Source organism: Pseudomonas khorasanensis (assembly GCF_014268505.2).
GTDB lineage: Bacteria > Pseudomonadota > Gammaproteobacteria > Pseudomonadales > Pseudomonadaceae > Aquipseudomonas > Aquipseudomonas khorasanensis.
Window position 1 is genome coordinate 220,208 of record NZ_JABWQP020000001.1, and the last position, 26,285, is coordinate 246,492.

Here is a 26,285-nt window from a genome sequence, read left to right on the forward strand (position 1 = left end):
CCGTTGGCCTGGTCCCCTCAGTTAATGTTTTTTCGCGGTATCCAGGGCTCGCTTTTCCGAGCGGGCTCGTACCGCCTGTGAGCCCGCCGTGAATTCACTTCCCCTCGTCAGCATTGCCATTCCCGCGTTCAATCCGCGCTTTTTCGAGCGGACGCTGAACAGTGCCGTCAGCCAGACTTACGGTAATCTTGAGATTATCGTGTGCGATGACAGTCGTGGCGACGACATCAAGCGTATCGTCAGCTCGGTCGTGGAGCAGACGGGTGTGGCGGTGCGTTACGTGCGCAATTCACAGACGCTGGGGCTGGTGGGCAATCTGAAGGCCTGCCTCGAACAGGCTCGCGGCGAGTTCATCAAATTCCTGTGTGACGATGACTTGCTCTACTCGGCCTGTATCGAGCAACAAGCCCATGAGTTGCAACGCGAAGAAGTCAGTCTGGTAGTGGCGCAGCGACTGCTGTGGGATGCCAACGACATCATCCTGCCGGCACGTCTGGAAAACAGTTCGTTATCACCGGTCAGCGGCTTACTCAAAGGTGATGATGTCCTTAGCATCTTTGAAAAATTCCCCGTCAATGTGCTCGGTGGCTTTAGCAGTGCGCTGTTCCGTCGGGCCGACGTTGCCGAACTGTTGCCAGCCCTCACCGAGGAAGGCGCGTGCTTCGTTGCGACGTTGGATTTTGCCTTGTACGTTTGCTTGCTGCGGCGCGGCAATCTGGTGACATCGAACAGTGTGCTGAGCGCCGAGCGTCTGTATCCGGAACGCCTGAGCGCACAGCAACCGATGAAGGACGCAGCGGAGGCCGAGCGCGAGTGGATCTCGCAAATGCTTAAGGTCCGCAGCGGCGAGTCGGCACCCGCGCAGGGCTGGGTTCGTTATGTACAGCTGACCAAAGCCGACGAGTCGCCACGCGTATGGGAAGAGCTGCCGCTGAGTCGCACACTGGGTTCGAAGCAGAGCCGCCAGGAACTGGGTGTGGGTGTCGACAGCTTCAGTTTTGGAGAGTTGTATGCGCAGTGGCTGGCCTGCCGGGTGCTCACCGAGGCCCAGCGCACACGGCTGCCGGAAACCCTCGCAGGCTGGTCGCACCAACCCCGGATCGTGCCGATTATCGTCGACGCGAAGGGCAGTCGCGACGCTCTTGACCGTACTCTTGAAGCGCTTGCTGCACAGGATTACCCGCCGGAACTGGTGCTGGTGCTGTCCTCAGCCTGTACCGAAGCGCAGTTGCACGATCGGGTATTCCGGATGCCGTTGCACAATGATGGTCTGGAGCAGATCAATACGCTGCTGCCGCAACTGGAAGGTGCCGACTGGTTCTACCTGCTGCAACCCGGTGACTGCCCTGTAGCACCGGCTTTGCTGGTCATGGCCGATCGCATTGCGCACTCGCAGCCGCTGACGTGTCTGTACAGCGACGAAGGCAGTTTGCGCGATGGCGAGTCGGCCGAGCCGGCATTCAAACCGGACTTTAACCTTGACCTCATGCGCAGCTATCCGTATGTCGGCCGTGCGCTGGCGTTCCAGCGCGAACGCTTTCTGGCACTCGGCGGTTTCGCGCCGACGTTCGCCGAACTGGCGCCCCACGACATGCTCTGGCGTATGGTCGAGAGCGATGGCCTGCAGGTCGTCGGACACGTCGCTGAGGTGTTGCTGGAATCGAAATTCGACCTGTCGCAGTGGCTGACGGATCCGGGTGTCGTCGAGCAAAGCCCACGCATTCTCGAAGCGCATCTGCAACGCCTGGGGATCGCTCACGAGATCCGACGCGGCAGCCGTGAACTGCTCAATCGTGTCGATTACCACCACACCCGGCGCCCTTTGGTTTCGGTGATTATTGTCACCCAGGACCAGACGGCAGCCTTGCAGCGTTGTGTCGAGACGCTGCTGGAAAAAACGGCTTACAGCGAGTACGAATTGCTTCTGGTCGATAACGGCAGCGAAAGTGCCGAAGCGCTGGCCTGGCTGGACGGTATGGCGCAATTGGGCAGTGAGCGGATTCGCGTGCTCAAGTATTCGCAAAAGGGTAACGCTGCTGCCCTGCACAACTTCGCCGTGCATCAGGCGCGTGGCGAGTACGTGCTGATGCTCAACGCCTTCGCCGTGATTACTCAGGCCGACTGGCTCGACGAATTGCTCAATCATGCGCAGCGGCCGGAAGTCGGCGTGGTTGGCGCCAAGCTGTTCAACCCGGACGGCGGCGTGCTGCACGCTGGCCTGATTCTCGGTTTGAATGGGCCGGTCGGGCTGCCGTTCTATGGGCAGCCAATGCAGTCGGAAGGTTATATGTACCGCTTGCAGGCGGTGCATGACCTGAGTGCTGTCGGCGGTGACTGCCTGATGATTCGCAAGTCGGTCTTCGACACGGTTGGCGGTCTTGATGAGCAGGATCTCAAGCAAACGCTCAATGTCGTGGACCTGTGTCTGCGCGTCGGCCGCGACGGTTATCTGGTGGTGATGAACCCGAACGCTGTGGTGGCGGTGGGCGCGCGGCCAAGCACGGCGGCGACGGCGGAAGAGGAAGCCCGGCACGCCGAGGAAAAGGACACGTTTTATCAGCGCTGGTTACCGCTGGTTGCGCGTGATCCGGCCTACAACGTTAACCTGACGCTGCAAGGTGTCGGCGCCACCAACTTCAGTCTTGAGCCTGGCCTGCGTACCGGCTGGAGTGCCTTCTCCAGGGCGCAATTGCCGAACGTGCTGGCGGTGCCGATCAACGCCTCTGCGATCGGCCATTACCGCATGAGCCAGCCGATGATCGAGCTGGAGGCAGCCAACCGGGTAGAGGGGCGGGTCTGCTATGGCTTGCCGTCGATTATTGACATCGAGCGTCAGTCGCCCGATGTCATCGTTCTGCAAGGGCGCTACTCGGAGCACGCCATTGATGAAATCCCGCCGCTGAAGAAGTTCTTCAACGCGCGACGGATATTTGAACTCGACGACTATGTGATCGACGTTCCCCATCGCAACGCACACATCCGCAACATGCCGGGCAAACCGGACATGGAGCGCATGGTGCGCCGCGCGATTGGCCTGTGTGATCGCGTGGTGGTCTCGACGGCGCCGCTGGCCAACGCGTTGTCAGACATGCACCACGACATTCGCGTGGTGCCGAACATGTTGGCCAAGGATCTGTGGGGACATCTGCGCAGCCAGCGTCGCACTTCAAAAAAACCGCGTGTTGGTTGGGGCGGCGGTACCAGTCACCACGGTGACCTTGCCGTGATCGCGGACGTGGTGCGCGAACTGGCTAACGAAGTCGATTGGGTATTCTTCGGCATGTGCCCGGATGATTTGGTGCCGTACATGCATGAATTTCACGGCGTTATCCCGCTGGATGTCTACCCGGCGAAACTGGCGAGCCTGAACCTTGATCTGGCCTTGGCGCCGCTGGAATTTCACATCTTCAACGACTGCAAGAGCAACCTGCGTCTGCTCGAATACGGCGCCTGCGGCTTTCCGGTGGTCTGCACCGATACCGAGGCGTATCGCGGCTACCTGCCGTGCACGCGAGTCAAGACCAACACGACCGATGAATGGCTACAAGCGATCCGCATGCACTTGGCTGATCCGGATGCGAGCTATCGAATGGGCGATGAATTGCGTGAGGTGGTGCTGCGCGATTACGTGTTGCGGGGAGATAACTTGCGGTATTGGGAGTATGGGTGGCTGGCGGACTGATGGATTCGCGACCATTTCCTGTCGATTCCATACATTCGTAATTCTTTGGCGTTCGCGGCGATGACGAGTATCGCGATGCGAACCGGTACCGGTTCTTAACAAGGCAAGGAAGAAGTAATGGCAGTTATCAACGGGACAAATGGCGCGGATACGCTGACGGGTACCAACGAAGATGACGAAATCAATGCCCTTGGTGGCAATGACGTGATCAAGGGTAGTGGAGGTGCAGACAAGATCGATGGTGGAGCCGCTTCCGATACGGTCGACTATTCGGCTTCTGCCGAAGCAATCAACGTCGAGATTCGTCCGGGTACTTCTTCAGTAGGCACCGGCGGTGATGCTGAAGGCGACACGCTGACGGCTGTTGAAAAAGTCATCGGCTCGGCCTTCAACGACTCCTTCACCGCAGCGGCCATCAGCTACGCGACCTTCGAGGGCGGCGCCGGGGATGACACGTACTACGTCAACGGCGGCGGTGTGACCGCCATCGAGCAAGCAGGCGGTGGTAACGACCAGATTCTCGTCAGCTGGAATACCCACACGATGGCGGCGAACATCGAGCGCATGACCTAAACCGGTACCGCTGCATTCACCGGCTACGGCAATGCCAGCGACAACATCATCACCGGCGGTATCGGTAACGATGTGCTACTGGGTGGTGGCGGTGCCGACCAGTTCTTCGGCGGCGCGGGCGTGGATACTGTGTCCTATGACGACAGCACCGTGGGCGTCACCGTCAACCTGAAAACCGGCGTCAGCACCGGGATCGCGATGGGCGACACCTACAACAGCATCGAAACAATCACTGGCTCGAGATTCAACGACATCTTCGTTGGTAACTCTGCAGTATTCGCTTTCAACGGCGGCGCCGGTTTGGATATGGTCAGCTATGAGTCGTCGGACAGCGCGGTCACCATCGACCTGAAAACCAATGCCAACGCTGGTGATGCCGAGGGGGACACTTTTGCCAGCATCGAAATTTTCCAGGGAAGCCGGTTCGCCGACACTTTCCTGGGTTCGTCCGCATACGACAACTTTGTCGGAGGTGCTGGTTCAGACGTGTTCGACGGTCGTGAAGGCATCGACACGGTGTGGTACGCCAAAAACACCACTGCAGTGAATATCAATCTACTGACCGGCGTCAGTCAGGGAGGGGACGCCGAAGGTGATGTATTCATCAATGTCGAAAGTCTGATCGGGACGAGCTTCAATGACACGCTCACCGGCAGCGCGACTGTCAATGGGCTCGAGGGTGGTCTGGGTAACGACGTCATTTATGGCGGGGATGGCAACGATTCCATCTATGGCAGCCTGTACACCCAGCTCGGACCGTTCGCCGTAAATGTTGCAGCGGGTGGACCGCAGGCAGACCTTTTGTATGGCGGCAATGGTGACGACACCATCGTTGGCGCGCCCGATGACCGGGGTACCCAGGCCTTTGGTGATGCCGGTAATGACAATATTACCGTGGTGCATGGCATGGCCGACGGTGGCGAAGGCAACGATCTGCTGACCGGGACCGGCACTGGTTTCTCGCTGTTCGGTGGGGCAGGTGCTGACAAACTGATTCTGCAGAGCGCAGGCTCGGCGTTTGGTGGCGAAGGCGATGACACCTACACCGTCACCAGCGCAAGATTGGTGACCATTCAGGATGATGGCTTCAGTCAAGGCGACAGGTTGGTCCTGGCAAACATCACCGCTCAGTACTTGCTGCTTGATCGGGTCGGCAATGACCTCTACGTGCATCAGGGCATTGTTTTCGAAGGAGAAATTCCTGACGATGGCGTACGTCTGAAGGACTGGTTCGCCGGTTCTGCCACGATTGATGTTATCCAGACGGCTGACGGCCAGTACATCAGCCTGCCAACCAGCAATGATGCATTCACAATGTTCGGCTGATCGTTGACTCAGGCACTTTCGTGCGTGGAACAAAAAAGTGAAGTCATTCGCTTGAAGTTGAAGGAGGGGTTGACCCGGTTCACTCGAACCGGATCAGCCCCTTTTTCATGCCCGCTGTGGGGCTGCGAGCTGGCGCGTTTCCTGCAAGTCCCCCTCAAATCGCCATAAAACGAGCGCTCGCGGTCATTCCTCCTGCGCCCGGTCCGGCAGAAGGTTTAGCCAGAAGGCCTGCAACGCTCAAGAAAGCTGTATGCAGCCCGGTGACGTACGAGAGGGGAGACGATGAAGGCAGTTATTTTGGCGGGTGGTCTGGGCACGCGCATCAGTGAGGAGTCGCACCTCAAGCCCAAGCCGATGATCGAGATTGGCGGCAAGCCAATTCTCTGGCACATCATGAAGCAGTATTCCGCCCACGGAATCCACGACTTTGTCATTTGCCTCGGCTATAAGGGCTACGCGATCAAGGACTTCTTCGCCAACTACTTCCTGCACACCTCCGACGTGACGTTCGACATGCGAGAAAACCGCATGGACGTTCATCAAAATTACAGCGAGCCATGGCGCGTGACGCTGATCGATACCGGCGAAGAGACCATGACCGGTGGCCGTCTGCGCCGCGCAGGGCGTTATCTTGAAAACGAGAAAGCGTTCTGCTTTACCTACGGCGACGGCGTTTCAGACCTGAATATCAGCGCTCTGGTCGACTTTCATCTGACCCACGGCAAACTCGCCACCGTCACCGCTGTACAACCCCCAGGACGCTATGGTGCGCTGGATCGCGAAGGTGACCGGGTACTGGGATTCACCGAGAAACCGCGTGGCGACGGTGGTTGGATCAATGGTGGTTTTTTTGTCCTTTCTCCCAAAGTCCTGCCACTGATTGACGGTGATGAGACCTCATGGGAGTCCGGCCCGCTCGACGGTCTTGCTGATCGGGGTGAGCTGATGGCGTATCAGCACGACGGTTTCTGGCAACCCATGGACACCCTGCGCGACAAGAACCATCTAGAAGCGTTGTGGCAGAGCGGGGAGGCCCCATGGAAGCAATGGGCCTGAGTGCGGATTTCTGGCGTGGCAAACGCGTTCTGGTCACCGGTCATACCGGTTTCAAAGGCAGTTGGCTGACCCTCTGGCTGCAAAGCCTCGGCGCGCAAGTCAGCGGTTTTTCCCTCGATCCTTCGACTGAACCGAGCCTGTTCGAACTGGCGCGCGTACACGAAGGTATCAATGATCAACGTGGTGATTTGCGCGATCTCGGCGCCTTGCTGGAAATCATCGCCGAGACCGAGCCGGAGATCGTCCTGCACCTGGCTGCCCAGCCGCTGGTGCGCGAGGGCTATCGTGATCCGCTCGGTACTTATTCCAGCAACGTCATGGGCACGCTGAATCTGCTTGAAGCGATTCGTCAGGTCGGCGGCGTGCGCGCCTGTGTGCTGGTGACCACCGACAAGGTCTACGCCAATAAAGAATGGCTGTGGCCCTACCGCGAAGACGAAGCACTCGGTGGGCACGACCCTTACAGCAGCAGCAAGGCCTGTTGTGAACTGTTGGCGCAGTCTTACGCCGCCTCGTTTTTTCCTGCCGACAAACACGCAGAACATGGTCTGGCCCTGGCGACTGCGCGTGCCGGCAATGTTCTGGGCGGTGGTGATTTTGCTCCTGAGCGCTTGATTCCCGATGTGCTGAAAGCGTGGACCGCTGACGAACCGGTGACCCTGCGCTATCCGCAAGCCGTGCGCCCATGGCAGCACGCGCTGGAGCCGCTGGCCGGTTATCTGCAGCTGGCTGCCGGTCTGTACGAGCAAGGCCCGGAATACGCCGGTGCGTGGAACTTCGGCCCGGGCGAGGCGGACATGTGCAGCGTCGGCGAGGTCGTCGAACTACTCGCCAATCGCTGGCCGCAGGCGCGTGGCCTGCGCATCGAAAAAAGCGAATTGCATGAAGCCGGCCTGCTGCGTCTGGACAGCAGCCGCGCGCGGCAGGTGCTCGGCTGGCAGCCACGCTGGTCGCTACAGGCCTGCCTGACGCAAACCCTGGATTGGCATCTGGCCTGGCAGAACGGCGATGACATGCGCGCTGTGACCTTGGGTCAACTGAACCTGTACCGAGGCGCGCTGTGAGCGAATTTTCCCTGATGGCATTGCCGCTGGCGGGCCTTTTCAGCGTCCAGCACAAACGCTTCGAAGACCAGCGTGGGCACTTCGCCCGGTTGTTCTGCGAGGGCAGCCTGAGTGTGTTCGGCAGCGAATTTCATATCCGCCAGATCAACCATTCATGCACCCGCGAGAAGGGCAGTGTGCGGGGCCTGCATTATCAGAATGCCAATGCCCCGGAAGCCAAACTGATTACTTGCCTGCGCGGCGAAGTCTGGGACGTGGCGGTGGATCTGCGCCCTGACTCGGAAACATTCCTGCACTGGCACGCCGAGCATCTGAAGGCCGGTGACGGCCGCAGTCTGTTGATCCCGGCCGGCTTTGCTCACGGCTTCCAGACGCTGAGCGAAGACGCCGAATTGCTGTACCTGCACAGCGCCGATTACGCGCCGGAGCACGAGGGCGGCTTGTCGGTGAACGATCCTCGGCTGGCGATTGCCTGGCCGTTGCCTGTCAATAATTTGTCAGCGCGTGATTCCAGCCATCCCGCGCTCGATCACCATTTTGCTGGAGTGCGTCTATGAACTGCCGTGGGTGCGCCGCACCGCTGGGCCTGCTGCTGATCGACCTCGGCACTTCGCCGCCGTCCAACGCCTATGTGCATGCCGATCGGCTGGAGCAGGCCGAGCAATGGGTGCCTTTGAAGGTTGCCGTGTGCGAGCAATGCTGGCTGGTGCAGACCGAGGACTACACCCGCGCCGACAGTCTGTTCGATGCCGAGTACGCCTACTTCAGCTCGTTCTCGAGCACCTGGCTGGAGCACGCCGAGCGCTATGTCGCCGAGATGAGCGAGCGCTTTGGGCTGAACGCCGACAGCCGCGTGGTCGAGGTCGCCGCCAATGACGGCTACTTGCTTCAATATGTCGCCGCGCGCGGCATCGCCTGCCTGGGCGTCGAGCCGACCCGGAGCACCGCACAGGCTGCACGGGAAAAAGGCCTGGAGATTCGTGAGCTGTTCTTCGGCCGCGATACCGCCACGCAATTGCGCAGCGAAGGCTGGAGCGCCGACCTGGTGGCGGCCAACAACGTGCTCGCCCACGTGCCGGACATCAACGATTTCCTCGCCGGCTTCGCGACGTTGCTCAAGCCGACCGGCGTCGCCACCTTCGAGTTTCCGCAACTGCTGACGCTGCTGGCCGGCGCGCAGTTCGACACGCTGTATCACGAACATTATTCCTACCTGTCGCTGACCGCTGTGAAGGCCCTGTGCGAGCGCAACGGCCTGGAGGTATTCGACGTCAGCCAGTTGAGCACCCACGGAGGCTCGCTGCGGGTGTTCGTGCAACGCAAGGACGGCCAGCGTCGTGCTGTTCTCCCGGCAGTCCAGCAACAACTGCAGGCCGAACTCGCTGCCGGCGTGAAAACCGCCGAGTACTACGCGACCCTCGCGCCAGCTGCTGAGCGCATCAAACATGAGTTGCTGCGCTTCCTGTTGCAGGCCAGGGCCGACGGCAAACGAGTGGTCGGTTATGGCGCAGCGGCCAAGGGCAATACCTTGCTCAACTACGCCGGGGTCAAACCGGACCTGCTGGCATGGGTGGCCGATGCCAACCCGCACAAACAGGGCAAATTTCTGCCGGGCAGTCGTATCCCGGTCGTATCGCCTGAGCGTATTGCTCTGGAACAGCCTGACTACATTCTGGTCTTGCCGTGGAATCTGTTGAGCGAAGTGACGCAGCAGCTGTCTTCGGCCAAGGCGTGGGGCGCATGCTTTGTCGTCGCCGTTCCTGAGTTGAGCATCCAATGAACAGAATTCACTACACCAAACCCAGCGTCGGCGAACTCGAAGCGCAATACGCCCTGGACGCCGTGCAGAACGGTTGGGGCGCACGTTGCTACGAATACCTGACGCGGTTTGAAAACGGCTTTGCCAGGCATTTGGGGGCAACTTACGCCATCGCCACTTCCAGTTGCACCGGTGCTCTGCACATGGGCATGGCGGCGCTGGGGGTTGGTGCCGGCGATGAAGTGATCCTGGCCAATACCAACTGGATTGCCTCGGCGGCGCCGATCACTTACCTGGGCGCTACACCAGTGTTTGTCGATGTGCTGCCCGACAGCTGGTGCCTGGATCCGCAACTTGTCAGAAATGCGATCACCCCGCGAACCAAGGCGATTCTGGCAGTGCATCTGTACGGCAACCTGTGTGACATGGACGCGTTGCTCGCCCTCGGTCGTGAATTTGGCATACCGGTCATCGAAGACGCGGCAGAGGCCATCGGCTCGCAATGGCGCGGCAAGGTTGCCGGTTCGTTGGGGGCGTTCGGCGCTTTTTCGTTTCATGGCACCAAGACCATGACCACCGGTGAGGGGGGCATGTTTGTTACCTCGGACAAAGCCTTGTATGAGCGGGTTCTGACCTTGTCCAACCACGGTCGTGTGGCGGGGTGCGCCAAGCAGTTCTGGCCGGAGTTCGTCGGCTTTAAATACAAGATGAGCAATCTGCAGGCAGCTGTCGGCTGCGCTCAAATCGAGCGAATCGAGGAGCTGATCGCGCGCAAACGGGCGATTTTTGCGAATTACGCGCGAGCGCTCGAAGGCGTCCCTGGCGTGTCGCTGAACCCGGAACCGGCTCATGGCCGCAATGGTTATTGGATGCCAACGGTGGTGTTCGATGCAGACACAGGCATCCACCGCGAGCAAATGATCGCCGCATTCCAGGCCGCCGACATCGACGCTCGTGTGTTTTTCTGGCCACTGTCGTCGCTGCCGATGTTCAGTGAATACGTGGCCGACACGCCGCTGGCGTTTGCATTGCCAGAGCGCGCCTTCAACTTGCCCAGCTATCACGACATGACAGACGCCGACCAGCAGCGGGTGGTGCAGGTGGTACTAGATCTGCTGGCTTGCAGGCATACCTTGTGAAGGTCTATCTGCTGGGAGCCGCCAACCCGGAAGCGGTGCGTATGCTGCACGCAGTCAAGCGCAGCACGCCAGACATCGAATTCGCTTTTCTGGACAACGACCCGCGCAAGCACGGCACTTCGTTTTACGGGGTGCCGGTACTCGGCGGCAGCGAACTTGTAGGCGAACTCAATGGTGAAGGCGTGCGCTTCGTCAATCTGATTACCGGCAGTACCCGATTACGCTACGAAACCACCTGTCAGTTGCTCGACGCCGGCGCGCGCCTCGGTCAATTCATTCATCCGGGTATCGACCTGAGCATGATCCGTATGGGGCAGGGCAGTTATCTGCAGGAAGGCGTGCTGATGCAGGCTGAAGTGACGCTAGGCGATAACACCAGCATCAGCGCCGGCAGTGTCGTGGGGCATGAAGGTCGTATCGGCCATACAGTGTTCATGGCACCGGGCGTGTGCATCGCAGGTTGTGTGGAAATCGGTGACGGGACCTTTATCGGAACCAATGCCACGATCCTGCCACGCCTGCGGATCGGGCGCTGGGTGACCATTGGTGCAGGCGCCGTCGTGACCAAAGATGTTCCGGATTATTCGGTCGTGGCGGGAAACCCCGCCAGGATCATCAAGACCAATTCCGTGCCTTACCCGGACGCCCGGGTGTTCAAGTAAGCCGTTTCCCGAGTTTGGAGAGTTGCAATGAATCCGCATGAGCAGTTTCGCGAAGAAGTGAAAGCCAACATCGAAGGTCTGCAGAAAGATCAGGTATTGCAGAACGAGTCACTGAACTGGGTCGGCACCACGGCCAGACACAAGTACACCTACAACTTCAGCTGGATGGGCCGGCCGATCATTCAATTCCCGCAGGACATGGTTGCGATGCAGGAAATCATCTGGAACCTGCGTCCGGACGTGATCGTGGAAACCGGCATCGCTCATGGCGGTTCGCTGGTGTTCTATGCCTCTATCCTGGAGCTTATCGGTCATGGCGAAGTACTGGGCGTAGACATCGATATCCGCCAGCACAATCGAGAAGCCATCGAAGCGCACCCAATGTTCAAACGCATCAGCATGATCCAGGGATCGAGCATCGACTCCGCCATAGTCGATCAGGTGCACGAGCGCGTGAAGGGCAAAAAAGTGCTGGTGGTGCTGGACTCCAACCACACCCACGAGCATGTGCTCGAAGAACTGCGTTTGTATGCTCCGCTGGTTTCGGTGGGCAGCTATTGCGTGGTCATGGACACCGTGGTCGAAGACATGCCGGCCGATGCTTTCCCTGATCGTCCATGGGGCAAGGGTGACAACCCGAAAACCGCAGTGTGGGCTTACCTGGAAGAAAACAGCGATTTCGAAATCGATCAGGCGATTCACAGCAAGTTGCTGATCACTGTCGCGCCGGATGGTTATCTGCGTCGCGTGCGCTAATCGACAAACAACGATGAGTCTTCGGCGACTCGCCGCTCGTGGGGAATATATGCAAGGCAATAATACTTCTGGAACCGGTCTGGCACTCAACGAACAGTTGACCGTTGTGCTGATTTCTCACGAGCGCCCGGCGTTTCTGCGTAGAGCCATTCGCTTTTACAGCAGCCTGCCGTGCAGGATTCTGGTGCTGGATTCGTCAGCGGTAGCGCTGGCGGGCATCCCTGCCGAATTCACCAACGTGGATTATCGGCACTTGCCGCAGTTCGGCTACTGGGGAATTCGCGCCAAGCTGGCCTATGGTGTCGAACAGTTGCAGACGCCTCTGATGGTGTTCGCCGCCGACGATGACTTCCTTGTGCATGACGCTTTGTATGAAGCCGTGGCGTTCATGGATGCCAACCCTGATTACAGCCTGTGCCATGGCTACAGCATGATGTATCTGGCGTTGGCCACCAGCGTCAATTATTACCGCCGCGACAAGAAAGTCTGTGAGGATTACTCGTCCGATCAGGCCGAGGTTCGTCTGCTCGATTATATGCATCAGTATCTGCCGCCGTTCTATGCCGTTCAGCGTACGGCGATCTTGCGTGACTGGTACGACGCGATGCCGCAAGACACGATCTTCCAGTGGCAGGAGGTCGGTCACACCTATTACATGCTGGCACGGGGCAAAGCGCGGATTCTGCCGATCCCGTATGTCGTACGAGAAATCAACTATGGACAGTCCGATCACAATACCGAGATCCTTCACTCTCTGGCCTATATGGACGCCAAGAGCGTGGCCGGTCGTGAAGCGTTTGCCGGATTCCTCGCCGGATTGCCGACCCAGATCCAGCACCAGGATCCACAGCAGGGCAAACAGTTTGTACTTGAGAGCTTCGCCATGCTGGCTGCCAGCCTGCAGACCAACCGTGCACTGACCGCAGAACTGATTATCGAATCGACATGGAACGATATCGAGACTGGCCCGCAGCGAATGTTTGGTCCGAAGCAATATGTTGAAATGCCCTTCTATAATCAGGAATTTTTCGACCAGCTGGCCCAGTTCGAGTTTCTGCTACACGCAATGCCTGCCGGGCGTAAGCAGCTCAAGGGGCTCGAAGGCGTCTGGGCGCGTCAGCAGAGCCTGATGCTGGCGCGCAATAACGACACCCCTGACAGCGTGCTGGACCGCCTTTGGCAGGCGCACGACAGCAACGTGTTCAATCGTGCGGTGGTCAAACGTCTGATCGCGCACCTGCAACCGCTGGGCGAAGAGAGCGAGCCGACAAAATTGCGCGACTGGCTCGCTCGCCTGGACGCAGTTCTACCTGAGGGCCACCAGCCGACATTCGACAAAATGTTGACTGGCCGGCTGCTTCAGTGGCTCGCTGCGCGCACGCCGGATGCCGAGCAGGCCGAGGCGATTGCCCGTCATCTGGCGGATGTTGCCGGTGGTCCGCAGTTCGGGATTTTCCTGCTCGATCTGGACAACGACATCGACAAGTTGCAGGTCACTCTGGACAGCTTGCTAGAAGGTCACAGCAAAGCCTTCAAAGTGGTGGTCTTCACCACCGGTGAACCGCCGGCCTCAACCACTGCGCAAAATACCTTGCACTTTGTACGGGTGACCCAAAGCAGCTTCGTCGACAAACTCAACCAAAGTGTGAATCAGTCGGCTTGCGACTGGCTGCTGTTGGCTGAGGCGGGTGACCAGTTCACGGCTGCCGGACTGCTGCGTGCCAGTCTGGAGCTGATGGCGGCGCCTGGCGTACGGGCGGTGGCCACGGATGCGATACAGCGCCAGGAAAACGGCGCACTGGTCGACGTATTCCGCCCCGGTTTCAATCTGGACCTGCTGCAAAGCGTGCCGTCGCTGATGGCGCGCCACTGGTTGATCCGTCGCGAAGTGTTGCTCGAAGCCGGTGGTTATCAGGCCGACTTCAGCAAAGCGCTGGAATTCGATCTGTTGCTGCGCATCATTGAGCAGGGCGGCCTCGACGGGCTCGCACATCTCGACGAGCCTCTGCTGATCACCGAGCAGGCGCCTCTGGAAGAAAACGCCCATGAACGCCTGGCGTTGCTGCGCCATCTCGGCAATCGCGGCTACAAGGCCAAGGTCAGTTCAACCTCGCCGGGAACCTGGCAGATCGATTATCGCCACACCGAACAGCCGCTGGTGTCGATCATTGTGCCGGTCATCGACGATCTGCCGGTAATGCGCCGCTGCCTGGATGGCGTATTGCTGCGTACCCGCTACAGCCGCTACGAAGTGCTGCTGGCGGGCAATGCCAATCAGTCTGCAGCGGTCAACGATTGGCTGGGCACACTTCGCCACGCCAGGGTCAATGTGTTGCGTGCCGATCAGCCGCTGAGCGAAGTCGCTTTGTACAACGCCGCCAGCGAACAGGCGCAGGGTGAATATCTGGTGCTGCTGGCCGCTGACGCCGAAGTGGTCAACCCGAACTGGATCGATTCGCTGCTCAATCACGCCCAGCGTCCCGAGGTCGGTATCGTCGGCGCCAAACTGGTCGACCGTGACGGCAAGATAGCCCAGGCTGGTCTGATTCTTGGCCTCAACGACGGCGTGGGTTCGCCGTTCACGGGTGAGAAACACAAGGCCGAGGGTTACATGCAGCGTCTGGCGGTCGAGCAGAATTACTCGGCCGTCTCCAAGGTGTGTCTGATGGTTCGCAAAGAGTTGTTCAGCGCCTTGGGCGGGCTCGACGAGGTGACCTTCGCAGCGGGGTATGCCGATGTCGACCTGTGCCTCAAGACTGGTCAGGCCGGTTATCTGACCGTGTGGACGCCGCTGGTGCAGGTGCTGCATACCGGCGAGCTGCCGCAGGCGCCAGCGGCACTGGCGGCGTTGCGTGAAAAATGGCAAGACGCCTTCGCGCAGGATCCGGCGTACAACGCCAATCTGGCCCTGACCGGCAAAGGTTTCACCCTGGGCGAAAACGCCTCGATCAATTGGGCGCAGTTGATCGCTTAAGCTAGCCGGACAGGAATCAGAACATGTTCAACGGTAAATCAATTTTCATCTCCGGCGGCACCGGCTCGTTCGGGCGCAATTTCATCCGCCGGCTGCTGGAGCAATACCAGCCCAAGCGCGTGGTGGTGTTTTCGCGCGATGAGCTGAAACAGTACGAAATGCAGCAGACGTTCAACGCGCCATGCATGCGTTATTTCCTTGGTGACGTGCGTGACGCCGACCGCTTGCGCCAAGCCATGCGCGGCATCGACTACGTGGTGCACGCCGCCGCGTTGAAGCAGGTGCCAGCGGCGGAATACAACCCGACCGAATGCATCCGCACCAACGTCAACGGCGCCGAAAACATCATCGCCGCCGCCATCGATAATGGCGTGAAGAAAGTCGTCGCGCTGTCCACTGACAAGGCGGCCAGCCCGATCAACCTGTACGGCGCGACCAAGTTGCTTTCGGACAAATTGTTCGTCGCCGCCAACAACATTGCCGGCGAGCAGCAGACTCGATTTGCCGTGGTGCGCTACGGTAATGTGGCGGGCTCGCGTGGCTCAGTGGTGCCGTTTTTCAGCAAGCTGATCGCTGACGGCGCCGAGCAATTGCCGATCACCGACGAGCGCATGACGCGGTTCTGGATCACCCTCGACCACGGCGTGCAGTTCGTGCTCGACAGCTTTGCGCGCATGCATGGCGGCGAAGTATTCGTGCCGAAGATTCCGTCCATCCGCATCGTCGATCTGGCACGCGGCATGGCCGGGCATCTGCCACACAAGAACGTCGGCATTCGCCCCGGCGAAAAGCTGCATGAGCTGATGGTGCCGCTGGACGATGCGCGCATGACCCTTGAGTTCGAGGATCACTACACCATTCAGCCATCGATCCGTTTCACCAGCGTCGACGTCGATTTTGCCGTGGACAAACTCGGCGAGCATGGCCGGGCGGTGAGCGAAAATTTCGAGTATCGCTCTGACACCAACCCGCATTTCCTTTCGGTCGGGCAGATCGCCGATCTGCACGCGAAGCTGTCGGTATGATCCCGTACGGTCGGCAGAGTCTCGATCAGTCGGACATCGATGCGGTGGTCGAGGTGCTGCAATCGGACTGGCTGACCCAAGGGCCGGCCATCGAACGCTTCGAACAGGCGATGGCCGAGCGCTGTCAGGCCGATTTTGCCGTGGCGGTGTGCAATGCCACGGCGGCGCTGCACATTGCCTGTCTGACGGCTGATCTGGGACCGGGCGATCGTTTGTGGACCTCGCCGAACACCTTTCTCGCCTCGGCCAATTGCGGACGTTACTGCGGCGCCGACGTTGATTTCGTCGACATCGATCCGCTGACCTGGAACCTCGATGCCTTTGCCCTTGAAGCGAAGCTCGAACAGGCTGAACGTGACGATAAACTACCGAAAGTCCTCGTCGCGGTGGCGTTCTCCGGGCAGAGCTGTGACCTGCGCAAGATCGCCGAACTGGCGGTGCGCTACAACTTCACTGTGATCGAAGACGCGTCGCATGCGGTGGGCGCCAGCTATGCCGGGCGCCCGGTCGGTTGCGGCGAATTTGCAGCGATGACCGTGTTCAGTTTTCATCCGGTGAAGATCATCACCAGCGCCGAGGGCGGAATGGTCCTGACCAATCGCCCGGCCCTGGCCGAGCGCCTGCAACGCCTGCGCAGCCACGGCATGACCCGCGATCCGCAGCAAATGACCGAGCCCAGCCATGGCCCTTGGTACTACGAGCAGATCGAACTCGGTTTCAACTACCGGATCACCGATCTGCAAGCGGCGCTGGGGCTGTCGCAACTGAGCAAACTGGATGAATTTATCGCACGTCGCCGCGAACTGGCAGCGCGCTACGATCAGTTGCTCGCGTACCTGCCGCTGACCTTGCCAAACGCGCAGCCGGAAGCCGAGTCGGCTTGGCACTTGTACGTGGTGCGCCTGCAGACCGATCGCTGCAACCTCAGTCATCGTCAGGTGTTCGAGGGTTTGCGCGCGGCCGGCATTGGCGTGAATCTGCACTATATTCCCCTGCACCTGCAGCCGTACTATCGCGACCTGGGTTTTGCCGAAGGGGACTTTCCCGAGGCCGAACGTTACTACGCCGAGGCGATCAGCTTGCCGCTGTTCCCTTTGCTGAGCGAAGCACAACAGGATCAGGTGGTCGAGCAACTGCGTCGGTTGCTGCTTGAGGAGTAAGGCACCGTGAGCTGCGTTGCGATCATCCCCGCCCGTGGTGGCAGCAAGCGCATCCCGCGCAAGAACCTCAAGCCGTTCGACGGCGTACCGATGATTGTCCGTTCGATTCGCACGGCGCTGGATTCGGGGTTGTTCGAACAAGTTGTGGTCAGTACCGATGACCAGGAAATCGCCGAGGTCGCGCGGGTCCATGGCGCGCAAGTGCCGTTCATGCGTCCTGCTGATCTGGCTGATGATTTCACCGGTACCGCAGCGGTGATTGTGCATGCCTTGCAGCAATTGCCAGCGTTCGATTACGCCTGCTGCGTGTACGCAACGGCGCCATTGTTGCAGGCACGTTATCTGCGTCAGGGGCTGGAATTGCTCATAAATCATCCGCGCAAGTCATTTGCCTTTTCGGTGTGCACTTTCGGTTTCCCGGTGCAGCGTGCGCTGACCCTCGACGAGGAGGGCGCGTTGACCTCCCTTTACCCGGAATTTCGCACGACCCGTTCGCAGGATCTGCGCGAAGCCTTTCAGGACGCCGGCCAGTTTTACTGGGGCCGTAGCGAAGCGTGGTTGCGTGGGGAGACGCTGTTCTCGCCGGCGAGTCTGCCAGTGATCCTGCCACGCCATCTGGTGCAGGACATCGACACACCTGAAGACTGGCAACGCGCCGAATACCTGTACGCCGCGCTAATGGCCGGTGGAGAACTGCAATGAGAGTGCTGATTCGCGCCGACGCTTCGCCGACCATTGGCAGCGGCCATATAGCCCGCTGCCTGACGCTGGCGCGGGTGTTGCGCGGGCAGGGCAGTCATGTCGCGTTCGCCTGTCGGCGTTTGCCGGGGCATCGACTCGAAGCCTTGAATGCCGAGGGCTTCGAGACCTTTTCGCTGCCCGAGCGCTATCGCGATGAAGACCCGCTGCAGGCCATCGAATCGATGTTGCCGTGGCAGTTCGACATCGATGCCCTGGGCCTGCTGCTGGAGGGGCAGGCAATGTTCGACTGGATCATCGCCGACCACTACGGCCTCGATCACCTCTGGCAAACCGCCGCGCGACGCTGGGCGCACCGAATTGCCGCGGTGGACGATCTGGCCACCCGGCGCTACAGCGTTGATCTGCTGCTTAATCAGAACCTGTCCGGTCTCAGCGAACACTACGCGCCGCTGCTGCCCGACGGCTGTCGCACCTTGCTCGGCCCGCGCTACGCGATGCTGCGTGAAGAGTTCAACTGCGCGGCCATCGAGATCAAGCCGAAGGCGCGTCGGGTACTGGTGAATTTCGGCGGGTTCGACGCGGCGATGCAGACCCATCACGCGATGCTCGCCCTGGCCGATTTTGCCGAGCTGCAAGTGGACTTCGTCGCGGGTGCCGATAATCCGGCGTGGGCGCAGATGCAGGCGCTGGCCGAGACTCGGCCGAACTGGCGCCTGCACAGTTTCGTCAACGATTTCTATCAGCGCATGACTGAAGCCGATCTGTTTATCGGCGCCGGCGGCGGCACCAGTTGGGAGCGCGCGGCGCTGGGCTTGCCGACGATCTGCATCGCCGTGGCGAACAACCAACAGGCTAACGGTGAAGTCATGGCCGCCGCCGGGGCGCATGTGTTCATGGGCGCGCGCGAGCAAGTCAGCGTCCAGCAGTTGCGTGATGCGGTCGGCTTTGTCGTCGACAATTATTATGTGCGGCAGAGCCTGGCCGAACGCTCGCGGCAACTGGTCGATGGGCGCGGTGCCGAGCGGGTGGCGGCCGCACTGGCCGGCGCTGTGCTCAAGCTGCGCCCGGTGACGCTGGACGATGCGCAGCTGCTGTTCGATGGGCGCAATGCCGAGGCGGTGCGCCGCTGGTCGCTGGAGACGGGCGTGATCGATTGGGCCCAACACCTCAACTGGCTGAAGGCGAGTCTGCACAATCCGCAGCGACTGATGCTGATTGCCGAGGCGGACGACGGCCCGGTCGGGGTGCTGCGTTACGACTTGTGCGGGTTCGAAGCCGAAGTGTCAATCTATCTGCTGGAGGGGCGTTTTGGCCTCGGATGGGGCAGGGCAGTGCTCAGCCGAGGCGAGGCGTTTGTCGCCGCGCACTGGCCACAACTGACGCGCATCACTGCCCGGGTCATGCCCGCCAATCAGTCCTCATTGAAAGTCTTTCGCGACGCCGGGTTCACTCAAGAGACCTGCGCGTTCAGCCGTGTTCTGAAGGATCACCCGCATGCCTAGTTTCAAGATGGGTCACCACACGATCGGTGCCGATGCGCCGCCGTTTATCATTGCCGAGATGAGCGGCAACCATAACCAGTCGCTGGACGTCGCCCTGCAAATCGTCGAGGCCGCCGCCAAGGCCGGGGCGCATGCTTTGAAATTGCAAACGTACACCGCCGACACCATGACCCTGGATTTGTCCGAAGGCGAGTTTTTCATCAAGGATCCGGGCAGCCTGTGGGCGGGCACTTCCTTGTACGAGTTGTACGAAAAAGCCCATACACCGTGGGAGTGGCACGCGCCGATTTTCGCTCGGGCCAAAGAGCTTGGGATGCTCGCGTTCTCGACGCCGTTTGATGACAGCGCGGTGGATTTTCTCGAGAGCCTGGACGTGCCGGCCTACAAGATCGCCAGTTTCGAAAATACCGATCTGCCTTTGATCCGCCGCGTGGCGGCTACCGGTAAACCGCTGATTATCTCCACGGGCATGGCCAGCATCGCCGAACTCGATGAAGCCGTACGCGCTGCACGCGAGGCGGGGTGCAAAGATCTGGTGTTGCTCAAGTGCACCAGCACTTATCCGGCGACGCCACTCAACAGCAACGTGCGCACGATTGCGCATCTGCGCGAGCTGTTCGGCTGCGAGGTTGGGCTGTCCGACCATTCGATGGGCGTTGGCGTATCGGTGGCGGCGGTGGCGCTGGGGGCGACCGTGGTGGAAAAGCATTTCACGCTGGACCGTTCGGCCGGCGGCGTGGACGCGAGTTTTTCCCTGGAGCCAGCGGAAATGGCCAGTCTGGTTACGGAAACAGAGCGTGCCTGGCAGGCGTTGGGTCAGGTGCAATACGGCCCGACCGAGGCCGAACGCAAATCTCTGGTTTATCGCCGTTCGCTGTATGTCACCGCTGACATGGCCGCCGGTGAGCCCTTCACCGTGGAGAATCTGCGCGCCATTCGCCCCGGCCTCGGCCTGCCTCCCAAGCACACCGATGCCGTCCTCGGGCGCCACGCGCGCACCGCGATCAAGCTCGGTACGCCGCTGGATTGGTCGTTGGTCGAATAAGCCAATCTGCCATCGATTCGGCAAAATAGCGTGACCTGCGAGTCATAACGCGCATCTTCACTGTATTGTATTGACCGGGAAGATGGCGCCTGGCCCGTTTTCGGATCCAGTGATAGCCCTTTGTGCTTCCCGTGGCTGCCCATAGTGGCGGCCATTTTCTGTTTGTCGGCGCCCCTCGAATCCTTGCGAGCGGTGGTTTTGGGCTGTTTTTTATTGGGAAGCCGTAATGATTGGCATAAAAAGCATTGCGAGCTACGTTCCTGTAGCCGGCGTGGACAATTACGCACAAGGTGCAAAATTCGAGAAGGATGAAGAATTCATCCTTGGCAAGATTGGTTCGGCCTTCCTGCCGCGCAAAGACGCTGAGCAGGAAACCTCCGACCTGTGCGTGGAAGCGGCCAATGCGCTGTTTGCCAGCAATCCTGAACTGAAGCGTGAATCGATCGACGCCTTGATTGTCGTTACCCAGAACGGTGATGAAGAAGGCTTGCCGCACACCGCAGCAATCGTGCAGGACAAACTGGGCCTGCCGACCAACGTCGCGGCCTTCGATATTTCCCTGGGTTGCTCTGGTTACGTCTACGGCATCTACGCGATCAAGGGCTTCATGGAAGCCGCCGGCCTGAAGAACGGCCTGCTGATCACCGCCGACCCATATTCGAAAATCGTTGACCCGGAAGACCGCAACACCACCATGCTGTTCGGTGATGCCGCCACCGCGACCTGGATGGGCGAAAACCCGACCTGGGCGCTGGGCAAGGCCAAGTTCGGCACCGACGGCTCCGGCGCTCCGCACCTGAAAGTCAGCAACGGCGTGTTCTTCATGAACGGTCGTCAGGTCTTCAACTTCGCTTTGCTGAAAGTACCTGCACACTTGCACGAGCTGCTCGACGATTCCGGCCTCAAGGCCGATGACATCGACGCGTTCTGCATCCACCAGGGCAGCGCGGCGATTGTCGATGCCGTGGCACGACGCTTCGAGGGCGAACCGGAGAAATTCATCAAGGACATGGTCGAGACCGGTAATACCGTGTCGTCGAGCATTCCGCTGCTGCTGGAAAAACACGTCATCGATTCCGACTGGCAGCGCATTGCGCTCAGCGGTTTTGGCGTCGGCCTGTCGTGGGGCTCGGCAATCATCTATCGTCCGTAAGCTGCAGCAAAAACGACTTATAAAAAAATAGCGTTCAAGGTTAACCTTGAACGCTATTTTTTTGCCTGAACGGAGCGCGAGGCGCCATGAGCGAGTTTTTCCAAGCCAATGCAGAAGTGTTGCAACGGCGCTGGCCGGCGCTGTTCGAGCGATTGATGACTGAAGACAGCGCGGCCGTGCAGGCCGAACTCGTGCAAGGGCTGGGCTCGACGCTGAGCGTCGACGGCATTCAGCTCACCAGTCGCCATGATCGCGTGCATGAGGCGCAGATTCAGGCGGCGAGCCTGCCGGAAAAACCGCAGCTGCACGTCTATGGCACCGGGCTTGGCGACTTGCCCGGCGTGCTGCTTGAGCGAGCGGGGCTGGAGCGCTTGTATGTGCACATCCTCAACGGCGCCCTGTTTGCGCTGGTGCTGCAACTGCTTGATCAGCGCCAGTGGCTGGAAAATCCGCGCGTCGAGTTGTTTTATGCCGGTGATCACCCGGACTTTTTCACGCCGTTTTTTGCCTTGCCTGCCGAGATGCTGCTGGCCGATGACTTCAATGCGAAGATCCGCGACCGGCTTATCAATGAAGTGCACCTGACATTCAACAACCGCGATTTCGATCCGCAGTCGCCGGACATTCAGCAGCGCTTGCAGGAGTGTCTGCCGGTGTTGCTCGGCGATGCCGATGTGGCGCAGTTGTCTGGCAGCCATGCCGGCCGGGAAATCTACGTGATCGCCACCGGGCCGACGCTGGAGCAGCATTTCGAACGTCTGGCCGCGATCCGTCAGCACGCCGAACGGCCATTGTTCATTTGCGTTGATACAGCCTACCGGCCATTGCGTGAGCACGGCATCGCGCCTGACCTGGTGGTGAGCATCGATCAGCGCATCGGTTTTCGACATCTGCCTTGCGAGGCAACCGACGGTATCGCGCTGGTGTACCTGCCCATGAGCGATCCGCAGGTATTGAAGGCGTGGAAGGGCAAACGTTACGGCGGTTATTCAGCGAGCCCGATCTACAACGACCTGCGAAAACAGTATCCGCGCGGTGAGCTGCATGTCGGCGGCAGCGTGATTCATCCGGCGGTAGATCTCGCCGTAAAAATGGGTGCGACCCGGATCACCCTGTTCGGCGCTGACTTCGCCTTCCCGATGAACAAGACTCACGCTGGCTGGGGCGATGGCGACCTGGGGCCGCCGGTGGCTCAGGCGCGGCATTGGGTGCGCGACGGTCATGGCCAGCGCGTCAGCACCCAATTGAATTTTCGCGGTTATCTGTGTGTGCTGGAGCGTTACATTGCTGCGCATCCACAGGTCGAATTTTTCAACAGCAGTCGCGCCGGTGCGCTGATTGCCGGAACCGCTTTCAACCCGGAGTTCGTGCAATGAGCGCGCTGAATCAGAGTCTGGATCAGTGTCGCCAATGTGCCGCGTTGTTTCGCCTGGGTCGCGATGTCGAAGCGGCATTGGCGATGGTCGATGTGTTCGAGCAGGCACAGCAACATCTCTCGGCAGCCGCCGCGGACGTGCAGCAGGCGTGGGCGCAGATACTCATGCACATGCTCGATTGTCAGGAGCGCCAGGACTGGTTGGGTCTGGCCGACTTTATGGAATACGAGCTGGCTGAGTTGCTGGAAAGTGCCCGGCGCTGAGACGTTGAGCGGCACTGGCCCGGTGCTTTGCAGCGTGTCCGGTTTTATGACGCCAATTATTCGTGGTGGAGGTATTGCTAAGTCGTTGTTTTCTTGGGAGTGGCAGGGTGATGGCAAAATTTTTTCAAAATCCCCTCAAGCAACCTGCAAACCCGACGATAACTATTACGAAGGTTCTCTAGGCCATACCCGGCGGTTGCCAGGGCCGGAAGCCGCAGTACCCAACCAACGAGGAATTCGTCATGGCTTTAACAGTAAACACCAACACCACATCGTTGAACGTTCAGAAAAACCTGAACCGCGCTTCCGACGCTCTGTCCACTTCGATGCAGCGCCTGTCTTCCGGCCTGAAAATCAACAGCGCCAAAGACGACGCCGCTGGCCTGCAGATCTCCAACCGTATGTCTTCGCAGATCCGCGGTAACACCCAGGCCATCCAGAACGCCAACGACGGTATCTCCGTTGCCCAGACCGCTGAAGGCGCTCTGCAAGCTACTACCGACATTCTGCAGCGTATGCGTGAACTGGCTGTTAAAGCCCGTAACGGTACCAACGGCACTGCTGACCAGACCGCTACCAACGCTGAATTCGCTCAGATGTCCGACGAGATCACCCGTATCTCGGCTTCGACCAACCTGAACGGCAAAAACCTGCTGGACGGTTCGGCTGGTACTGTGACCCTGCAAGTTGGCGCAAACACCGGTTCGGCTAACCACATCGACCTGGTACTGAGCTCCAAGTTCGACGCAGTAAGCCTGTCGGTAGGTAGCGGCACTCTGTCCCTGACCGGTGCCAGTGTTTCTGGCGCAGCTCAGAACATCGACAGCGCGATCACCGCAATCGACGCCGCTATCGCTAACATCGGTGCCACCCGCGCCAGCCTGGGTGCTTCGCAAAACCGTCTGACCAGCACCATCTCCAACCTGCAGAACATCACTGAAAACACCACCGCTGCCCAGGGTCGTGTACAAGACACCGACTTCGCCGCAGAAACTGCTAACCTGACCAAGCAGCAAACTCTGCAGCAAGCTTCCACTTCGGTTCTGGCTCAAGCCAACCAACTGCCTTCCGCTGTACTGAAGCTGCTTCAGTAATTCGGAACAAGTTTGAGCGGGGGAGTGCGCTGGTCGTGCTCTCTCGCTTTTTTTCGTTAAGAGGTGATGGGCATGGACATGAGCGTAAAGCTTAACGTGTCTTATCCGGCTCCAAAACCAGTGCCACCGGTTGCTGACAAACCGTCAGAATTGCCTAAAGTCGAAAGGACTGAAGCGCCGGTCGCTGCCAAGGATCAGGATTCGGACAGCGCCAAGTTGAAGCTGGCGGTGCAAGAGATCGAAAAGTTTGTCCAGTCGATCAAGCGTAATCTGGAGTTCTCGATAGATGAGCATTCCGGAAAAGTCATCGTCAAGGTTATTGCAAGCGAGACGGGTGAAGTGGTTCGACAGATTCCCTCCGCCGAAGCCCTTAAACTGGCTGACAGCCTCGCCAATGCAAGCCACGTGTTATTCGACGCCAAAGTCTGATAAATGGCATGAATAGTGTTTGTTCGTTCCAAAGATGCTGGTAACGGTCAAAAGAATGGCAACAATCTGAAGGGAGATGCACATGGCAAGTCCAATTCTACCGGGTTCCGGACTGGGTTCCGGCCTGGACATCGGCGCGATCGTGACCGCGCTGGTCAACGCCGACAAGTCTGCCAAGCAGACGCAGATCGACACCGCAACCAAAACCAACAGCCTGAAGATCTCCGGTGTCGGTTCGCTGAAAAGTGCACTGGCTGCGTATCAGAAAGCGATGGGTGACCTGAACAAAGCGTCGAGCCCGGCGTTTGCCGGTTTTACCGCAACGTCTGACACGCCATCGGTTGTCGGTGCTACCTCGGATAAAACCGCCGTACCGGGTACTTACAGCGTCGTCGTGAAAAACCTGGCCACCGGCTCGAAAGTAGCCAGTGCCGCCTTTGCCGGCGGAGCCGCCAGTGCCATTCCGAGTGGTACTCTGAAAATCAGTCAGAATGGCACTGATTACAATGTCGCGATTCCGGCCAATGCCACCTTGCAGTCCACGCGCGATGCGATCAACACCGCCCAGGCCAGCAACGGTATTTCCGCGAACATCGTGACTGACAGTACTGGCGCCTCGCGTCTGGTCCTGAGCTCCAACAAGACTGGCGCAGGCATGGACCTGAAGGTCAGTGGTATTGCGGGTCTTGAAATCGATGGTACCCAGAAGATGGGTGATAATCCTGCGGCAGGTGCATCCGGGGCGGTCGGCGACGTGGCCAAGGATGCAAGCCTGACCATTGACGGCCTGGCTGTCACCAGCAAGACCAATACAGTGACTGGTGCCATCAGCGGCATGACCCTGAATCTGGCTGCCGTAAGTCCTACAGTGGGCGGGGTTCAAACCCCGGCGACGGTTTCGGTCGCGACCAATACTGCCGGTATCCAGACCTCGCTTCAGTCGTTCATTGATTCCTATAACACCCTGAAGAAAACCGTCGACACCCTGTCCAAGGCAACGGCTGACGCCGATGGCAATCTGACCGTTTCCGCAGCGTTTACCGGTGACGCGCTGCCGCGTTCGCTGATGGCTGATATCCGTGCCCAGTTGACCGATCCAGGGGCTGGCGGGCAAGGGCAATTGGCTGTTCTGTCGCAAATGGGCGTGCTGACAGATAACAAGACCGGTTTGCTGACGCTCGACACTGCCGTGTTCAACAAGCGTATGGAAACCCCAGGCATGGCTGGCCAGGTTCAGCAGCTGTTCAGCGGTACCGATGCCAAGAATGGTCTTTTGGCGCGTATGACTGCGGCGGTTGATCCATACGTGAAGACAGGTGGGTTGCTCGATCAGCGCAGCTCCAACCTGACTAATCTGTCATCAAGCCTGCAAAAGCAGCAGGCAGCTCTGGACTTGCGCGTTGCCAACCTGACGTCGACATTGACGGCCAAGTACAACGCCATGGACTTGCTGGTAGGTCAGATGAAGGCAACGGCGAGCAATATCACGTCGTTCTTCAGCTCGCTGAACGCTCAGCAGTCCGCGAAATAACAGGCAGTAACGAC

General features: G+C 59.5%; 22 protein-coding genes and 1 pseudogene. All 23 read left to right on the forward strand.

The window, feature by feature from the left end:
- Positions 1 to 88 precede the first annotated feature (88 nt).
- The 23 genes and pseudogenes from HU727_RS01085 to fliD all read left to right on the forward strand — a co-directional run bounded on the left by HU727_RS01085 (position 89) and on the right by fliD (position 26,271).
- The gene (locus HU727_RS01085; protein WP_186532072.1) at positions 89 to 3,682 is read left to right on the forward strand and encodes a glycosyltransferase; all 3,594 of its coding nucleotides are present in this window, start codon (positions 89 to 91) and stop codon (positions 3,680 to 3,682) included.
- 117 nt (positions 3,683 to 3,799) lie between these two features.
- Complete coding sequence (locus HU727_RS01090) at positions 3,800 to 4,255, forward strand: calcium-binding protein (protein WP_186532071.1); 456 nt, start codon at positions 3,800 to 3,802, stop codon at positions 4,253 to 4,255.
- Positions 4,256 to 4,291: 36 nt separating this feature from the next.
- Positions 4,292 to 4,375 (forward strand): annotated as a pseudogene (locus HU727_RS25925) (hypothetical protein); the annotation flags it as partial.
- A gap of 30 nt (positions 4,376 to 4,405) precedes the next feature.
- A complete protein-coding gene (locus HU727_RS01100; RefSeq protein ID WP_186532070.1) occupies positions 4,406 to 5,581 on the forward strand; it encodes a calcium-binding protein in 1,176 nt (391 codons plus the stop codon).
- A 282-nt stretch (positions 5,582 to 5,863) separates the two neighbouring features.
- On the forward strand, positions 5,864 to 6,637 hold the full coding sequence (gene rfbF / locus HU727_RS01105; protein WP_186532068.1) for a glucose-1-phosphate cytidylyltransferase: 774 nt from the start codon (positions 5,864 to 5,866) through the stop codon (positions 6,635 to 6,637).
- Entirely contained in the window at positions 6,619 to 7,701 is a 1,083-nt protein-coding gene (rfbG, locus tag HU727_RS01110; protein ID WP_186532066.1) for a CDP-glucose 4,6-dehydratase, read from the forward strand. Before rfbF ends, rfbG begins: the two co-directional genes overlap by 19 nt.
- Entirely contained in the window at positions 7,698 to 8,258 is a 561-nt protein-coding gene (locus tag HU727_RS01115) for a dTDP-4-dehydrorhamnose 3,5-epimerase family protein (RefSeq protein WP_186532064.1), read from the forward strand. Before rfbG ends, HU727_RS01115 begins: the two co-directional genes overlap by 4 nt.
- Positions 8,255 to 9,481: a class I SAM-dependent methyltransferase gene (locus tag HU727_RS01120; RefSeq protein ID WP_186532063.1), complete on the forward strand. Its 1,227-nt coding sequence runs from the start codon at positions 8,255 to 8,257 to the stop codon at positions 9,479 to 9,481. Before HU727_RS01115 ends, HU727_RS01120 begins: the two co-directional genes overlap by 4 nt.
- On the forward strand, positions 9,478 to 10,599 hold the full coding sequence (locus tag HU727_RS01125; protein ID WP_186532062.1) for a DegT/DnrJ/EryC1/StrS family aminotransferase: 1,122 nt from the start codon (positions 9,478 to 9,480) through the stop codon (positions 10,597 to 10,599). The genes HU727_RS01120 and HU727_RS01125 overlap by 4 nt, the downstream gene beginning before the upstream one ends.
- Complete coding sequence (locus HU727_RS01130; RefSeq protein ID WP_186532061.1) at positions 10,596 to 11,261, forward strand: acetyltransferase; 666 nt, start codon at positions 10,596 to 10,598, stop codon at positions 11,259 to 11,261. The genes HU727_RS01125 and HU727_RS01130 overlap by 4 nt, the downstream gene beginning before the upstream one ends.
- A 27-nt stretch (positions 11,262 to 11,288) precedes the next feature.
- Positions 11,289 to 12,017, forward strand: a complete 729-nt coding sequence (locus HU727_RS01135; RefSeq protein WP_186532060.1) for a cephalosporin hydroxylase family protein — start codon at positions 11,289 to 11,291, stop codon at positions 12,015 to 12,017.
- A gap of 49 nt (positions 12,018 to 12,066) precedes the next feature.
- Positions 12,067 to 14,991, forward strand: a complete 2,925-nt coding sequence (locus HU727_RS01140; RefSeq protein WP_186532059.1) for a TIGR00180 family glycosyltransferase — start codon at positions 12,067 to 12,069, stop codon at positions 14,989 to 14,991.
- Positions 14,992 to 15,014: 23 nt separating this feature from the next.
- Positions 15,015 to 16,016, forward strand: coding sequence for a UDP-N-acetylglucosamine 4,6-dehydratase (inverting) (gene pseB, locus HU727_RS01145; RefSeq protein ID WP_186532058.1), 1,002 nt, complete (start codon positions 15,015 to 15,017; stop codon positions 16,014 to 16,016).
- Positions 16,013 to 17,176, forward strand: coding sequence for a UDP-4-amino-4,6-dideoxy-N-acetyl-beta-L-altrosamine transaminase (gene pseC, locus HU727_RS01150; RefSeq protein WP_186532056.1), 1,164 nt, complete (start codon positions 16,013 to 16,015; stop codon positions 17,174 to 17,176). Before pseB ends, pseC begins: the two co-directional genes overlap by 4 nt.
- Before the next feature lie 6 nt (positions 17,177 to 17,182).
- Positions 17,183 to 17,878, forward strand: coding sequence for a pseudaminic acid cytidylyltransferase (gene pseF, locus HU727_RS01155; RefSeq protein WP_186532054.1), 696 nt, complete (start codon positions 17,183 to 17,185; stop codon positions 17,876 to 17,878).
- Entirely contained in the window at positions 17,875 to 19,380 is a 1,506-nt protein-coding gene (gene pseG, locus HU727_RS01160) for a UDP-2,4-diacetamido-2,4,6-trideoxy-beta-L-altropyranose hydrolase (RefSeq protein WP_186532053.1), read from the forward strand. The genes pseF and pseG overlap by 4 nt, the downstream gene beginning before the upstream one ends.
- The gene (gene pseI / locus HU727_RS01165) at positions 19,373 to 20,425 is read left to right on the forward strand and encodes a pseudaminic acid synthase (protein ID WP_186532052.1); all 1,053 of its coding nucleotides are present in this window, start codon (positions 19,373 to 19,375) and stop codon (positions 20,423 to 20,425) included. The genes pseG and pseI overlap by 8 nt, the downstream gene beginning before the upstream one ends.
- A 226-nt stretch (positions 20,426 to 20,651) precedes the next feature.
- Entirely contained in the window at positions 20,652 to 21,578 is a 927-nt protein-coding gene (locus HU727_RS01170; RefSeq protein WP_186532051.1) for a ketoacyl-ACP synthase III, read from the forward strand.
- An 86-nt stretch (positions 21,579 to 21,664) separates the two neighbouring features.
- A complete protein-coding gene (locus tag HU727_RS01175; protein WP_186532050.1) occupies positions 21,665 to 22,954 on the forward strand; it encodes a motility associated factor glycosyltransferase family protein in 1,290 nt (429 codons plus the stop codon).
- A complete protein-coding gene (locus tag HU727_RS01180; protein ID WP_186532048.1) occupies positions 22,951 to 23,217 on the forward strand; it encodes a hypothetical protein in 267 nt (88 codons plus the stop codon). The genes HU727_RS01175 and HU727_RS01180 overlap by 4 nt, the downstream gene beginning before the upstream one ends.
- 242 nt (positions 23,218 to 23,459) lie before the next feature.
- On the forward strand, positions 23,460 to 24,311 hold the full coding sequence (locus tag HU727_RS01185; protein ID WP_186532047.1) for a flagellin domain-containing protein: 852 nt from the start codon (positions 23,460 to 23,462) through the stop codon (positions 24,309 to 24,311).
- 72 nt (positions 24,312 to 24,383) lie between these two features.
- Positions 24,384 to 24,740, forward strand: coding sequence for a flagellar protein FlaG (locus tag HU727_RS01190; RefSeq protein ID WP_186532046.1), 357 nt, complete (start codon positions 24,384 to 24,386; stop codon positions 24,738 to 24,740).
- An 82-nt stretch (positions 24,741 to 24,822) separates the two neighbouring features.
- Positions 24,823 to 26,271 carry a flagellar filament capping protein FliD gene (fliD, locus tag HU727_RS01195; protein WP_186532045.1) on the forward strand — a complete coding sequence of 483 codons (1,449 nt, stop codon included), beginning with the start codon at positions 24,823 to 24,825 and terminating at the stop codon, positions 26,269 to 26,271.
- The last annotated feature ends 14 nt before the right edge of the window (positions 26,272 to 26,285 follow it).

What these genes read in the sequence shown, in the direction of transcription:
- HU727_RS01090 (WP_186532071.1), top strand. Translation starts at nt 3,800, where the DNA reads ATGGCAGTTATCAACGGGACAAATGGCGCGGATACGCTGACGGGTACC.
- pseG (WP_186532053.1), top strand. Translation starts at nt 17,875, where the DNA reads ATGAGAGTGCTGATTCGCGCCGACGCTTCGCCGACCATTGGCAGCGGC.
- pseC (WP_186532056.1), top strand. Translation starts at nt 16,013, where the DNA reads ATGATCCCGTACGGTCGGCAGAGTCTCGATCAGTCGGACATCGATGCG.
- HU727_RS01190 (WP_186532046.1), top strand. Translation starts at nt 24,384, where the DNA reads ATGGACATGAGCGTAAAGCTTAACGTGTCTTATCCGGCTCCAAAACCA.
- HU727_RS01125 (WP_186532062.1), top strand. Translation starts at nt 9,478, where the DNA reads ATGAACAGAATTCACTACACCAAACCCAGCGTCGGCGAACTCGAAGCG.
- HU727_RS01175 (WP_186532050.1), top strand. Translation starts at nt 21,665, where the DNA reads ATGAGCGAGTTTTTCCAAGCCAATGCAGAAGTGTTGCAACGGCGCTGG.
- fliD (WP_186532045.1), top strand. Translation starts at nt 24,823, where the DNA reads ATGGCAAGTCCAATTCTACCGGGTTCCGGACTGGGTTCCGGCCTGGAC.
- HU727_RS01140 (WP_186532059.1), top strand. Translation starts at nt 12,067, where the DNA reads ATGCAAGGCAATAATACTTCTGGAACCGGTCTGGCACTCAACGAACAG.
- rfbG (WP_186532066.1), top strand. Translation starts at nt 6,619, where the DNA reads ATGGAAGCAATGGGCCTGAGTGCGGATTTCTGGCGTGGCAAACGCGTT.
- HU727_RS01180 (WP_186532048.1), top strand. Translation starts at nt 22,951, where the DNA reads ATGAGCGCGCTGAATCAGAGTCTGGATCAGTGTCGCCAATGTGCCGCG.
- HU727_RS01120 (WP_186532063.1), top strand. Translation starts at nt 8,255, where the DNA reads ATGAACTGCCGTGGGTGCGCCGCACCGCTGGGCCTGCTGCTGATCGAC.
- HU727_RS01185 (WP_186532047.1), top strand. Translation starts at nt 23,460, where the DNA reads ATGGCTTTAACAGTAAACACCAACACCACATCGTTGAACGTTCAGAAA.
- HU727_RS01135 (WP_186532060.1), top strand. Translation starts at nt 11,289, where the DNA reads ATGAATCCGCATGAGCAGTTTCGCGAAGAAGTGAAAGCCAACATCGAA.
- pseB (WP_186532058.1), top strand. Translation starts at nt 15,015, where the DNA reads ATGTTCAACGGTAAATCAATTTTCATCTCCGGCGGCACCGGCTCGTTC.
- rfbF (WP_186532068.1), top strand. Translation starts at nt 5,864, where the DNA reads ATGAAGGCAGTTATTTTGGCGGGTGGTCTGGGCACGCGCATCAGTGAG.
- pseI (WP_186532052.1), top strand. Translation starts at nt 19,373, where the DNA reads ATGCCTAGTTTCAAGATGGGTCACCACACGATCGGTGCCGATGCGCCG.
- HU727_RS01170 (WP_186532051.1), top strand. Translation starts at nt 20,652, where the DNA reads ATGATTGGCATAAAAAGCATTGCGAGCTACGTTCCTGTAGCCGGCGTG.